Origin of the sequence: Nocardia donostiensis, assembly GCF_002081715.1 — a bacterium.
Classification (GTDB): Bacteria; Actinomycetota; Actinomycetes; order Mycobacteriales; family Mycobacteriaceae; genus Nocardia; species Nocardia donostiensis.
The window spans coordinates 120,729-133,856 of the sequence record NZ_MUKP01000003.1 but is presented as its reverse complement, the minus strand read 5'-3'; the positions used below and the strand labels follow the sequence as shown (position 1 = coordinate 133,856).

The 13,128-nt window shown below is 65.6% G+C and carries 12 protein-coding genes; 9 read left to right on the top strand and 3 right to left on the bottom strand.

Annotated features, from left to right (window positions below; all coding sequences use genetic code 11):
• The first annotated feature begins 8 nt into the window (after positions 1 to 8).
• Genes B0T44_RS03175 through B0T44_RS03150 form a run of 6 tightly spaced genes read left to right on the top strand, consistent with a single transcriptional unit; the run spans position 9 to position 5,084 of the window.
• Complete coding sequence (locus tag B0T44_RS03175; RefSeq protein WP_077116525.1) at positions 9 to 470, top strand: PhlB family protein; 462 nt, start codon at positions 9 to 11, stop codon at positions 468 to 470.
• Positions 467 to 955, top strand: coding sequence for a Zn-ribbon domain-containing OB-fold protein (locus B0T44_RS03170; protein ID WP_077116524.1), 489 nt, complete (start codon positions 467 to 469; stop codon positions 953 to 955). The genes B0T44_RS03175 and B0T44_RS03170 overlap by 4 nt, the downstream gene beginning before the upstream one ends.
• Positions 948 to 2,018 carry a thiolase family protein gene (locus tag B0T44_RS03165; RefSeq protein ID WP_077116523.1) on the top strand — a complete coding sequence of 357 codons (1,071 nt, stop codon included), beginning with the start codon at positions 948 to 950 and terminating at the stop codon, positions 2,016 to 2,018. Before B0T44_RS03170 ends, B0T44_RS03165 begins: the two co-directional genes overlap by 8 nt.
• Positions 2,015 to 3,166 carry a thiolase family protein gene (locus B0T44_RS03160; protein WP_077116522.1) on the top strand — a complete coding sequence of 384 codons (1,152 nt, stop codon included), beginning with the start codon at positions 2,015 to 2,017 and terminating at the stop codon, positions 3,164 to 3,166. Before B0T44_RS03165 ends, B0T44_RS03160 begins: the two co-directional genes overlap by 4 nt.
• Positions 3,167 to 3,194: 28 nt before the next feature.
• Positions 3,195 to 4,397 (top strand): thiolase C-terminal domain-containing protein, encoded by a 1,203-nt coding sequence (locus B0T44_RS03155; RefSeq protein WP_077116521.1) that lies wholly within the window; start codon positions 3,195 to 3,197, stop codon positions 4,395 to 4,397.
• Between the two features lie 9 nt (positions 4,398 to 4,406).
• Positions 4,407 to 5,084: a TetR/AcrR family transcriptional regulator gene (locus B0T44_RS03150; RefSeq protein ID WP_081511499.1), complete on the top strand. Its 678-nt coding sequence runs from the start codon at positions 4,407 to 4,409 to the stop codon at positions 5,082 to 5,084.
• 193 nt (positions 5,085 to 5,277) lie between these two features.
• Here the strand turns inward: B0T44_RS03150 and B0T44_RS03145 are convergent, their stop codons facing one another.
• The gene (locus B0T44_RS03145) at positions 5,278 to 6,858 is read right to left on the bottom strand and encodes an AMP-binding protein (RefSeq protein ID WP_077116645.1); all 1,581 of its coding nucleotides are present in this window, start codon (positions 6,856 to 6,858) and stop codon (positions 5,278 to 5,280) included.
• A 274-nt stretch (positions 6,859 to 7,132) separates the two neighbouring features.
• On the opposite strand from B0T44_RS03145, the gene B0T44_RS03140 reads away from it, so the two are divergent.
• Both B0T44_RS03140 and B0T44_RS03135 read left to right on the top strand, forming a co-directional pair.
• Positions 7,133 to 8,398 carry a cytochrome P450 gene (locus tag B0T44_RS03140; protein ID WP_245839075.1) on the top strand — a complete coding sequence of 422 codons (1,266 nt, stop codon included), beginning with the start codon at positions 7,133 to 7,135 and terminating at the stop codon, positions 8,396 to 8,398.
• Between the two features lie 135 nt (positions 8,399 to 8,533).
• Positions 8,534 to 8,986: a VOC family protein gene (locus B0T44_RS03135; RefSeq protein ID WP_077116519.1), complete on the top strand. Its 453-nt coding sequence runs from the start codon at positions 8,534 to 8,536 to the stop codon at positions 8,984 to 8,986.
• 91 nt (positions 8,987 to 9,077) lie between these two features.
• Here B0T44_RS03135 and B0T44_RS03130 read toward each other — a convergent pair whose 3' ends face one another.
• Positions 9,078 to 11,015 (bottom strand): propionyl-CoA synthetase, encoded by a 1,938-nt coding sequence (locus B0T44_RS03130; RefSeq protein ID WP_077116518.1) that lies wholly within the window; start codon positions 11,013 to 11,015, stop codon positions 9,078 to 9,080.
• A 299-nt stretch (positions 11,016 to 11,314) separates the two neighbouring features.
• A complete protein-coding gene (locus B0T44_RS03125; RefSeq protein ID WP_077116517.1) occupies positions 11,315 to 12,307 on the bottom strand; it encodes an alpha/beta hydrolase in 993 nt (330 codons plus the stop codon).
• A 92-nt stretch (positions 12,308 to 12,399) separates the two neighbouring features.
• On the opposite strand from B0T44_RS03125, the gene B0T44_RS03120 reads away from it, so the two are divergent.
• The gene (locus tag B0T44_RS03120; RefSeq protein ID WP_077116516.1) at positions 12,400 to 13,005 is read left to right on the top strand and encodes a TetR/AcrR family transcriptional regulator; all 606 of its coding nucleotides are present in this window, start codon (positions 12,400 to 12,402) and stop codon (positions 13,003 to 13,005) included.
• Positions 13,006 to 13,128: the final 123 nt, after the last annotated feature.

The following is a 13,128-nucleotide window of genomic DNA, read 5'->3' as shown; positions in this document are numbered from 1 at the left end:
GGAGGCATATGACAGCCGAAACCCGAGAAGCGAGCCTCAGCGCGCCCTACAGTGTCGAATTCCCGTTCAACCGCACGGTCGGAGAAAAGATCGGCACCTTCCTGGGCGGTCTGCGCGACGGTCGGCTGTATGGAGTGCGTACCGAGACGGGTGCCGTGCTGTGCCCGGTGCTCGAATTCGATCCTGCCGACGCCACGGCTACCCGGGAACTCGTACCGCTCGAGCCATCCGGCACCGTGCGGCACTGGACCTGGGTTCCCACCCGGCCCGGCGATGGCATCGACAGCGACCATTTCGCCTGGGCACTGATCCGGATCGACGGCACCGAAGGCGCGCTGTTCCACGTCGTGGATACCGGTGGTGACATCACACGCATGCGCACCGGGCTCCGGGTGCGGCCGCGCTGGCGCGACGAACGGGTGGGCAGTATCCGCGATATTGCCTGCTTCGAACCGGAGGAGCAGGTATGAACGCGCCCCTGCCGACACCGGTCGCAGAATTCACCAACCCGTTCCAGATGGAGTACACCTACGTCGCGGGCACCGGGCGGTCCACCTTTCTGCGCGGGCTCGCGCATCGCCGGCTGCTCGCCCGCCGCTGTGACAGCTGCGACCGGGTATATCTACCGTCGCCGGAATTCTGCTCCCGCTGCCTGACCGAGCTGTCGGAACCGTTCCCGCTCGACGGCACCGGAACCGTGTCCACCTTCTGTGTCGTGAACTTCCCGTTCCCCGGGCAGGTCATCGACCCGCCCTACCTGGTCGCCTACATCCAGGTCGACGGCGCCGACACCCGGTTGATGCACCTGATTCGCGAAACCGACCTTTCCGCAGTGCATATCGGGATGAGAGTGGAGCCCGTGTGGTGCGACGACGACGAACTGAGCACCTCGATGAACAGCATCCGCTATTACCGGCCCATCGACGCGAACCGGACAGGAGAGGCCGATGCGTGACGTCGCCCTGGTTTCTTTTGCCCAATCACCGTGTGCTGCCGCCGATCGGCGCCACGATATGGCCGAAATCCTGCTGCCCGTCATGCGCGAAGCGCTCGACAACGCGGGAATCGACCGCAGCGAGGTCGATTTCTTCACCTCCGGCAGCCACGATTTCTACGAGGGCCGCACCTTCGCCTACATCGAATCCCTCGACGCGGTCGGCGCCTGGCCGCCGATCTCGGAATCACATGTCGAAATGGACGCGGCGTGGGCCTTGTACGAAGCGTGGGCATGGCTGCAGCTCGGGGAAGGCGATATCGCGGTCGTCTACGGGGTCGGTCGCGGATCGCTGGTGCAGAACCTCGACGCGGTGACGTCCGCGCAACTCGACCCGTACTACCTCGCTCCGCTGCGCCCCCACCAAGACGCGCTGGCCGCACTGCAGGCCGCGGCGCTGATCGACTCGGGTGCGCTGGACGAACAGCGGATGGCAGAAGTGGTCGCCCGCAGCCTGGCCGCCGCGGTCGACAACCCGGCGGCGCAGATATCGCGGAACGTTTCGGTGCAGGATCTGCTCGCCGCACCATATATCGCCACACCACTGCGAGCCCACGATGTCGGCCCGATCGGTGACGCCTCCGCGGTCGCAGTGCTGGCCGCGGGTGATGCGGCGCGCAGGCTGACTACACGCCCGGCCTGGATCCGCGGCGCCGATCACCGGATGGACACCCACTATCCGGGTGCCCGTGATCTCACCCGGCTCGACACCGTCGCCCGCGCTGCGGCCCGCGCCGCCGAGCTCGCGGGCTTCAGCGCACGCGACGTGGACGTGGCCGAACTACACACCGAATACAGCTATCAGGAGCCCCTGCTGGTCGACACGCTCGAATTGACGGGCACCGAAGTCAACCCCGGCGGCGGCCCGCTCACCGGACGCCCCGCCACCGCCACCGGTCTCATTCGCATCGGCGAAGCGGCGCAGCACATCCTGACCGGCCGCGCCGACCGGACGCTCGCGCACGCGACCAGCGGACCGGCGCTACAGCAGAACCTGATCTGCCTATTGGAGGGAGACCGGTGAGAGTTGCGGTGGTCGGTATCGGCCAGAGCAAACAGGCCCGCAAACGCACGGTGACCATCGGCGCGATGGTGCGCGAAGCGGTCGACGAGGCCATGGCAGACGCCGAACTGGAATTCGGGGATATCGACGCGATCGTGCTGTCGAAAACCCCCGACCTGTTCGACGGGGTGATGTACCCCGAGCTGTATCTGGCGGATGCGATGGGTGCACGTGGGCTGCCCGTCACTCGGGTATTCACCGGTGGCAGCGTCGGCGGGCACGCCGCCATCTATGGTGCGCACCTGGTGCAGGCCGGGCTGGCGCGACGGGTGCTCGTTGTCGCGTATTCCAAAGAGTCCGAAGGTGATTTCACCTGGGCGCTCTCCCGCGGTCTACCGTTCAGCGCTCAACTGGGCGCGGGTGCGGGGGCGCATTTCGCGCCGGTGATTCGTGAATACATCCGCCGTTCCCGAGCGCCCGAACACATCGGCTGGCAGGTGGCGGTCAACCATCGGCTCAACGCCACCCGGAATCCGTATGCGCATATTCAACGTCCGGATATCACCATCGAGGAAGTCCGGGATTCGCGGATGCTGTGGGATCCGATTCGGTACCTGGAATCCTGCCCGTCGTCGGATGGTTCCTGTGCAGTGGTGATCACCGGCGAGAACGACGCCGAACGCACCGGACGGCCGCCCGCCTGGATTCACGGCATGTCCTGGCGCACCGAGACCGGGCATTTCGCCGGACGCGACGAGGTGAACCCGGAAGCGGGCCGACAGTGCGCGGCCGAGGCCTACCGACAAGCCGGTATCACCGATCCGGCACGCGATATCGACACCGCCGAGCTGTATATCCCCTACAGCTGGTACGAGCCGATGTGGTTGGAGAACATCGGGCTGGCCGAGCAGAACGAAGGCTGGCGGATGGTCGACTCCGGCCGCACCGCCTTCGACGGTGACCTGCCGATCAACCCCTCGGGCGGGGTGCTGTCCGGGAACCCGACCGGCGCCACCGGGCTGCTGCGTTTCGCCGAAGCCGCCATGCAGGTGCGTGGCACCGCGGGCGAACATCAGGTCGCGGATGCGTCCACTGCCATCGGGCACGCCATGGGCGGCGCCTCCCAATTCCATGCGCTGTGGGTGGTCGGCAGCGAACGCCCGGCTTGAAACCGGGCCAGAACGAGGAGAAATCACGATGACCCAGCCCGTCTATATCGCAGGCGTCGGCATGACGAAATTCGAGAAGATCGCCAGCCGGGACTGGACCTACCCGGATATGGTCGCCGAAGCCGTCGGAGCTGCTCTCGCCGACGCCGGTATCGGCTACGAGCATGTACAGCGTGCCGCTGTGGGCTATGTCTTTCAGCCGTCCACCGCCGGGCAGCGCGCGCTCTACGATATCGGGCTCACCGGTATCCCGATCGTCAACGTCAACAACAACTGTGCGACCGGGTCGACCGCGCTCATGCTGGCCCGCGAATGGGTGCAGGCCGGGCTGGTCGATGTAGCGCTCGCCGTCGGCTTCGAGCAGATGACCAAGGAAGCGATGGCAGGTAACGGCACCACGCCCGCTGTCACCACCGTCGACCGGCATATGGCGGCGCTGAAAGCCAGCGCCGGTTTCGGTCAAGCGCCGATGACCGCCCAATTCTTCGGCGCAGCCGCAGGCGAACACATGCGCCGATACGGCACCACCCGTGAGCAGCTGGCCGCCGTCGCGGTGAAGAACCACGAACACTCCACCCGCAACCCCAACGCCCAATTCCAGGACACCTATACCCTGGAACAGGTGCTCGCGGACCGGACCGTGCACGACCCGCTGACCCGCTCGCAGTGCTCTCCCATGTCCGATGGTGCGGGCGCAGCGGTCGTGGTCGGTGAGTGGTTCGTGCGGGAACACGGGCTCGCCGAGCGCGCGGTGCCGATTCTGGCGCAGGAATTGGTCACCGACGATGCGTCCTCGTTCGCGTCCGAATGGATGATCGACGTGGTCGGCGCGCCCATGACCCGCACAGCCGCGCAGAAGGTGCTCGGCGCGGCCGGTGTCGGCATCGACGATATCGACGTGATCGAACTGCACGACTGTTTCTCCATCAACGAACTCATCACCTACGAGGCGCTGGGTATGTGCGCGACGGGTGAGGCGGGCGCGCTGGTCGAATCCGGCGCAACCACCTACGGCGGACGCTGGGTGGTGAACCCCTCCGGCGGGCTCATCTCCAAAGGCCATCCGCTCGGCGCCACCGGTTTGGCACAGTGCGCGGAGCTCACCTGGCAGTTGCGCGGTGAAGCCGGGCCGCGGCAGGTCGACGGCGCGCAGCTGGCCTTGGCACACAACCTCGGCCTCGGCGGGGCGTGCGTGGTCACCCTGTACGGCGCGCCGGGCTCGGTGGCATAGAGTTCGGCCATGGCACGACGGGGTCGGCTCGAACCGGAGACGGCGCAACATGACGACGCGATCCGCCCCGATATCGCTCTGCCAACCGATCAGCGGTTGATCATTGCGGCCGAGCACCTGTTCGCCGAACGCGGTATCGACGCGGTGTCGTTGCGCGCGGTCATGGCGGCCGCCGGGGCGAACGTCGCTTCGGTGCACTACCACTTCGGTTCCAAAGAAGCCCTGGTCGAAGCACTGATCAGCCAGCGAGGCGACCACATCCATACCCGCCGCGCCGAGCTGCTCGACACCATCGAACGTTCCACCCGGCCGGATGCGCGCGCGCTCGCCGAAGCGTTCGTCCGGCCGGTGGCCGAACTCGCCGCAGCCGGCGGCACCGCCTGGGTCACCTTCGTCGCCGGGATCATGAGCAGCAACCATCCCGCACTGGCCCGGCTCACCGAAGGCTTCGCACCACAGGCCCGCCGGTTCACCGCCCTGCTGGAGAAAATCGACCCCGACGCTCCCGCCCGCACCATCAAATTCCGACTCACCCAGGCGATGAGCCTGACCTTTCATACCCTCGGCGACCCCGAAGGCCTGCACGACATCCTCGCCCTCAGCGGCACCGAGCTCACGTCCGACGAGGTGGTGGAGGAACTGGTGGACACCGTCACCGCCATCCTCGCCGGGCCACCCGACCGCTGAATTCCCACCCTCCCGAAGTCCCGCTTCCCAGGCCGATGCGCCGCCGAACCCGACATCTGTCCAGCGGGGTTGCTCCGCACGTGCTGTAGGGCGAGTCTTACGAGCCCGTTCACGGCTCGGCCCGCGTTCCAGCCCTCGCAGCTAGGAGCGCCAGGGCTGGAACGCAAGCCATAGGGGCCGCGGATCCGTGCGCTCAGTTCACCTGACGCCCGGTCCCATCCCAGTACTGTGCGCGCAACGCCTTCTTATCCGGCTTGCCGAGCGGGCTCACCGGAATGCTGTCGGCGAAATCCACCGATTTCGGGGTGTATACCGCGCCCTTGCGTTCCTTGACCAGCGCCTGCAACTCCGCCGGTTCCACGGCCTGCCCGGAGCGCAGTACGACCACCGCTTTGACAGCCTCGCCCCATTTCTCGTCCGGTACGCCGATCACCGCGGCGGCGCTCACCGCCGGATGCGCCGACAGCACGTCCTCCACCTCGCGCGGGTACACATTGAATCCGCCGGAGACGATCATGTCCTTTTTGCGGTCGACGATGTAGAGGAAACCCTCGTCGTCCTGGCGGGCGATATCGCCGGTGTGCAGCCAGCCGAATTCGGTCGCGTCCCTGGTCTGTTCCGGTTTGTTGAGGTAGCCCTTCATCACCAGCGGGCCGCGTACGCAGATCTCGCCCGGCTCACCGGGTTCCACCTCATTGCCCTTGTCGTCGAGCAATGCCACCTTCAACCAGGGGACCGGGCGGCCGCAGCTGGCGAGGCGTTCGGGTTTGTTCAGGTCGTGGTCGCCTTTGCGCAGTACCGAAATCGTCATCGGGCTCTCGGCCTGGCCGTAGAACTGGAAGAAGATCGGGCCGAACTTCTCGATCGCTTCCTTCAACCGGGCCGGGGAGATCGCCGAGGCGCCGTAGAAGATCGTTTTCAGGCTGGACAGATCGTATTTGTCTAGGTCAGGGCTGTCCAGCAGGGCGTAGAGCATGGTCGGGACCAGCATGGTGGCGGTGATCTTGTATTTCTCGATCGCCTCCAGCACCTTGGTCGGGTGGAAGCCGGGCAGCACCGTGATGGACCCGCCCTGCATGCTGGTCGGGTTCCAGAACGCGGCACCGGCGTGGCTGAGCGGTGTGCACACCAGGAACCGGATCTCTTCGGGCCATTCCCATTCGGTCATTTGGATGCGCAGCAGCGTCGAGCTGCCCCGGTAGCTCATCAGCACACCTTTGGGTTTGCCTGTGGTGCCGCCGGTGTAGGCAACGCTCATGGCGTCGTCCGGGTCGACGTCGGGCGAGCGCAGCGGAGCCGGTTCGAACGACGCCGCGAGTTCGATCAAGTCTGTTCCCGCTGCGGTGGGGCCGAATGCCAGCAGGTTACGCAGCCCGGGCACTTTTTCTTGCAACTGCGCGGCGCGCTCCTCGTAACCGGCCGGGTCGTAGATCAGCGTCTCGATCCCGGCGTCGGTGAGCACATAGGCGTGGTCGTCGAGCGAGCCCATCGGGTGCAGCGATACCGCACGGACACCGCTGAGATTGTTCGCACCCTGAATGAACAGCACCTCGGGCCGGTTCGCCGACAACACCGCCGCCGTGCTGCCCACCCCGATACCGAGCGAGGCCAGCGCCTGCGCGAAACGGCTGATCTGGTCTCGTACGTCGCGGTAGGTCAGCGTCTCGTCGCCGATATGTACGGCGGTGCGGTCGGCGTAGCGGTCGAGGGAGTTGATGAGCAGATCGACCGGCAGCGGCTCCCGATGGAGCAGATCGGCCTGTTCGTCACGCAGTTCAGTGTTCATCGTCTGCCTTTCGGGCCCGGCTTTGCGAACGGCCCCTGCGAAGTTGAAATATGCCCCACCAGGCTCGACACCGGAACCGGAGATGCGATTGGCCTTCACGATCCCCGTTCCGGACCGGTCCCGCCGAAGCGCGCAAACCTAGAAAACTGTAACACGTTCCACCTGTACTGGATCTATCGTTCGCAAGCATTGCCGACCGTTAGCCGATAGTCTCATTCGTCACATATTCATCACTCGCCTGTTCGATCACCTGGAGTGTTCTGTGGCCATCTTTCAGTCGCCGGAACTTTCGCAGCCGTCACCGCCCGGCTGCCCGGTCGCGCATACTTCCCCGGCCGGCGCCGATGGTCCGCGTTTCGCCATCTACACCGAGGAGTTCGCCGCCGACCCGCACCGGTTCTACCGGGACATGCGGGAACAGTTCGGCTCGATGGCTCCAGTGGAGATCGCGCCTGGCATACCAGCGACTCTGGTGACCGGATATCGCACGGCACTGCGAATCCTCAACGACCCCGAGCATTTCCCCGCCGATCCACGCATATGGCAAAAGGATGTGCCCTCGGATTGCCCCGTACTACCGATGCTGGAATGGCGGCCGAACGCATTACGCACTGCCGGGGCGGAGCACCGACGTTACCGGACGGCAAACAGCGCGGCCATCAACGGAATCGATCTGCACGCAATGCACGCGGTGGTCGAGCAGATCGCGATTCCGCTGATCAACTCCTTTTGCGGCGACGGTCATGCCGACCTGCTCGCCCAGTACGCATACCCACTCGGCTTCGAGGCACTGAACACCATGCTGGGCTGCGATCCCGATACCGGCAGTAAGGTCGCGAGCGGTATGGCGGCACTGTTCTCCGGGGTCGACGCCGACAAGGGCAACGAACTGATGTCCACCGCGCTGCTGGAACACACCCGGCGAAAACGCGACGAACCCGGCGACGACATCACGTCGCGGCTGATCGCACACGAAACCGAACTGTCCGACGAGGAAATGGTTCATCAGCTGGTCACTCTGTACGGGGCCGGGATCGAACCGCAGATGAACCTGGTGACGAACACGCTGCTGCTGATGTTGACCGACGACCGGTTCGCGGCGAACGTGCTCGACGGCAGCCTCTCCACCCGCGACGCTCTGGACGAGGTCTTGTACACCGACCCACCGATAGCGAACTACTGCATGACCTACCCGCGGCAGCCGATCCTCATCGACAACGTCTGGTTACCCGCACACCAACCAGTGCTGATCAGCATCATGGCCTGCAACAACGATCCGGAGATCCATTCCGGCCAGTTCGCCGACAACCGCTCCCATCTGGCGTGGAGCACCGGCCCGCACACCTGCCCGGCGCGGCACCTGGCCTACCTGGTCGCCCAGGACGCGATCGACCAACTGCTCGACGCCCTCCCCGATATGGAACTGGCAGTCCCGGCCGATCAACTGCAGTGGCGGCCGGGTCCGTTCAACCGTTCGCTGGCGGCATTGCCGGTCAAGTTCCCCGAATCGCCTCCGTTGCACATTTAGCTGGCCGGCACACTCGGCCGCGCCCGTCCTCGCCCAGATCACTACTCCCGCAAACAGCACACCATGGTGAAAGCCCGTAAGCCTTCCGACCAGGACAGGCCACCGGCCGGGCAGCTGCCGATGGTAGGAAATGGCATGGCATTGAACTGGAAACTGGTCATCGACAGCCGAAACGCCGCCGCTCTCGCCGATTTCTGGGCCGCGGCTCTGGAATACGAGGTGGAAGATCCCACCGCTCTCATCGAGCACCTACTGGCCGCCGGCCAGCTTCGAGAGGACGCAATCGCCGAGCACCACGGTCGCAAAACTTTCCGGGGCTACGCTGCGATCCGCCACCCCGACGACCCGTTCGACCAGACCAGCGGCGTCGGTCGCGGGAGGCGTCTGCTCTTCCAGGACGTCCCCGAGGAGAAGTCGGGCAAGAACCGCTTACATATCGATGTGCACAGCGAACCCGGTGACCTCGACGGGCTCGTGGCCCGGCTGGAAGAGCTGGGCGCAACCCGCGTCCAAGAGATCGACAAAGGGCCCGCCGGGCACTGGTGGATCATGCAAGACCCGGAGGGCAACGAGTTCTGCGCAGCATAGGAACCAGCAGTCGGCGCGGGGACGCAGTACTCGTATCATTGCTGACCTGCATCGGTCTGGGCGATCGAGACATGTACCCCTACACCGGTGGTTACCGAACCCGGCTGCGATGGCTGGAAACACTCGGCACGTCGACCGGCGTCGGTGTATGGAGCACGGGGCGAAGGGCGTCGAGCACCGAGGCGTCGTCGATGGTGGAGGGCACCGGCGCGTCGAGGCCGTCAGCGATGGCGCGCATGGTCTTGCGCAGGATTTTCCCGGAGCGGGTTTTGGGCAGGGCGGGCACGATCGCGACATCCTTGAGCGAGGCGACCGCGCCGACCTGGTCGCGCACCATCTGGACCAGCTCGGCGCGCAGCGTGTCCTCGTAACCCTCCGCGGCGGTGTCCACCCCGGCCTTGAGCACCACGAACCCGCGCGGGATCTGGCCTTTCAGCTGGTCGGCGACGCCGATTACCGCGCACTCCGCCACGTCCGGGTGCGCGGCCAGCACTTCCTCCATACCGCCGGTGGACAGGCGGTGCCCGGCGACATTGATGACGTCGTCGGTCCGGCCCATGACGAACACATACCCGTCCTCGTCGATCGTGCCGCCGTCACCGGTGAGGTAACAGCCTTCGAAGGCCGACATGTACGAACTCACGAACCGTTCATCGTCCCCCCACAGTGTCGAGAAGGCGCCCGGCGGAAGCGGGAGTTTCGCGACGATCGCCCCGTCCGTACCGGCAGGCACCTGCGTACCGTCGGTGTCGAGGACCTGGATGTCCCAGCCTGGGAGCGGCCGCGTCGGCGACCCGGGTTTGATCTCCAGCAGCTCGATCCCGACCGGGTTGGCCACGATGGGCCATCCGGTCTCGGTCTGCCACCAGTGGTCGATCACCGGGATCTGTAGCAGCTCCGAGGCCCAACGGTAGGTCTCCGGGTCGAGACGCTCGCCCGCGAGAAACAGATACTTCAGCTCGGACAGGTCGTACTGCCCGGCGTACTCGCCGTTCGGGTCCTCTTTCTTCAGCGCCCGGAACGCCGTCGGGGCGGTGAACATGGTGCGCACACCGTATTCGGACGCGACCCGCCAGAACTGTCCGGCGTCGGGAGTGCCGACCGGCTTGCCCTCGTAGAGGATCGTGGTCGCCCCGGCCAGCAGGGGCGCGTACACGATGTAGGAGTGACCGACGACCCACCCGACATCCGACGCGGTGAAGATCGTCTGGCCTGGCCCGACGTCGTAGACGTTGGGCATCGACCAGGCCAACGCGGTCGCATAGCCACCGCTATCGCGGACCACACCCTTGGGCTTGCCTGTGGTGCCGGAGGTGTACAGCACATACAACGCATCGGTGGACTTCACCGGTACCGGGTCGGCGGGAACAGCTTTCGCGACCGCCTCGGCCCAATCCACATCGTGTGGGCCGAGGGCCGCTTCTGCTTGCGGGCGTTGCAGGATGATCCGCTTCTCCGGCTTGTTCGTCGACAGTTCGATCGCCCTGTCCAGCAGCGGCTTGTACTCGATGACCCGCGTGCCCTCGATCCCACAGGAGGCCGACACGACAACCGTCGGCGCGGCGTCGTCGATGCGGACGGCGAGCTCATTGGCTGCGAATCCGCCGAATACCACCGAATGCACCGCGCCGAGTCGCGCGCAGGCCAACATGGCTATCGCAGCCTCGGGGACCATCGGCATGTAGATCACCACGCGATCCCCGGCAGTCACCCCGAGATCACGCAGTGCCCCGGCGAACGTAGCGACCTCGTCGCGCAATCGGCTGTAGGTGTAGATCCGCCGGGTGTCGGTGACCGGGGAGTCATAGATCAGTGCGGGCTGGTCCCCCCGGCCGGCGTCCACGTGCCGGTCCAGCGCGTTGTACGCGACGTTGATCTCACCGTCGGGAAACCAGCGATAGAAGGGTGGGGCCGAATCGTCGAGGGCTTTCGTGGGAACCCGGTACCAGTCGAGCGCCTCTGCCGCTTGTAGCCAGAACCCTTCCCGGTCCAGCACACTGGCTCGGAAAACTTCCTCATAGGAGCTCATCACGGATCGCCCTCCCAGGCACCCACCGGTAGTCACCGTGCGGCGCAGGTGCGTACCGTCGATCCCGCGACATTGCGCCTTCCTCCTAACGGTGCCTAGCCATATGTTTCCTTCCCGGTAAGTATTAGCTACCCGCATCCAGCTAGTCAATAGCTCGATATCATTACCGATTGGTTAGCTTTGAGACCAGGAGGTCGAGCTCCGCTGCGAACCGCAGGAGCTCGCCGATGCCGCCGCTCGGACGCTCGTTCGGAGCACCTACCGGCCGTGCCACACACCGCCCGAGGCGATGACGCGACTCACCGGTCATGGGCAGCCCAGTACTGTTCCAGCTCCAGGCCGAGCTGCTCGGCAGCCTGCATAGGCAGGGAATGGGTGGTTCGAGGCCAGACAGTGACCGGATCCTTACCCAGGTCACGAGCTCGGCTGGCAGCCTCCTCGCCGCCGGCCAAGGACTTGTCGCTGGCGAGGTCGATTCGCACCGGCATCGACATCGATCTCCACTCCTCGTCGGTGAAAGTCCGGGGCGTCAGGGTGGGGGCTTTGTAGTGTTTGCCCGCCTCGTCGACCATCACCGACATGGGAGTGCGCTCCTGTACCTCCTCGGTCGAGACGCCTCCGATCTCTGCCAAGGCATAGTCCTTCCACGACTGAGGCACGGGCAGCATCAGCAGAGCCGACCACATATACATCGAGACCGGCAGACCGTGCAGCACCATCACCGGCTCGAGCAGGGTCAAGGAGGCCACCCGCCCGGGATAATCGAGCGCGTGACCGGCTGCAATAGCCCCACCGAAGGAATGCCCCACCATGTGGACGCGCTCGAGACCGAGGCCCGCGAGCGTCTGTTCCACCCACGTGGCCCGGTCCTCGAACGAGGTAAAGGGCACCGATTGAGTCGACAACCCGGAGTCACCGATCGCATCCATGGCGTAGAGCGTGCGTCGACCGATCCAGTGGGTGAGGTTTTCGGCCCACATCGGTGCGCCCGAACGCATTCCGGGCAGCAGTACAACCGGCAGCTCGGCATCTGGTGCATCGCCAGTAGCCGCCCACTCGTACGCCCGTACGGTGCCGTACTCGGTGACGACGTCGTGAGTGCGGGTCGGCGCGGGCAGGGTCGCCATCACCTCGTCGTAAGCGGCCCGGTAGGACTCGAACCCTTCCTGGCTGCGCCAGTGCCCCACCGTCGACTCAGAGGCAAGTATCGAGGCGACCTTGTCGACCACCAGCCATAACACCACCAGGGCAGCCAGGCCCTTCAGGACGCGGCGGCTCGGCTTGTTACCCATGTCCACTCCAGGAAAATACAGTCGTATTGATCGGTGGGCCCAGCGTACACGCCTGCCAATACGCTCGTATTTTCCTCGGTTAGTATGGCGATATGGGCAGCACGGCTCCCGACGAACGCCAGACCGCGATCATCCAGGCGGTATGGCAGGTGATCGCGGAGAAGGGGATGAGCGCGGTGTCGATGCGCAACGTAGCCGCAGCCGCAGGAGTCTCGGTGGGACGAATCCAGTACTGGTTCCCGAGCAAGGACGAACTCCTCCGAGCCAGCCTGGAAGTGATGCTGACAAGCGCCGCACAGCTACATGCCGCCGCCACCGAACGCGCTGACGACCGCGAAAAGTTATGGCAACTCATCGGGCAGCCCATCCCCCGCGCGGAGACATCCAGCGCGGGCGTGTCAGTCTTCTACCAATACGTCGCCGCCGGCACCAACCATCCGATCCTGGCGCGCATGCTGACCGAGGCCAAGGACGGCGCAGAGAGCGAGGCAGCGCGGCTGCTCGGCAGGATCGCGCCCGGCCTCAGCGATCCCCGCACCACGGCGCGATCACTGATAGCCACTGCTGATGGCCTCACCATGCGCGTCCTGATCGGCAGCTTGTCCGCCGCGGAAGCCGAACAAGCACTGCGCATTGAGGTGAACCGGGCCACATCACCCCGGCCGGAGCCGAAACAACAGACCGAGCCACGCGCATAAACAACCGCGCCACCCCGGGTTCGCCGGTGGCACCGGCGCTGCAGTTGACGCCGCGGCGCCCACTCAGCCGGGCTGGGCGATCACCGCCGTGACCGAATCGGCCCAGAGCACGGCGCCGAGCCA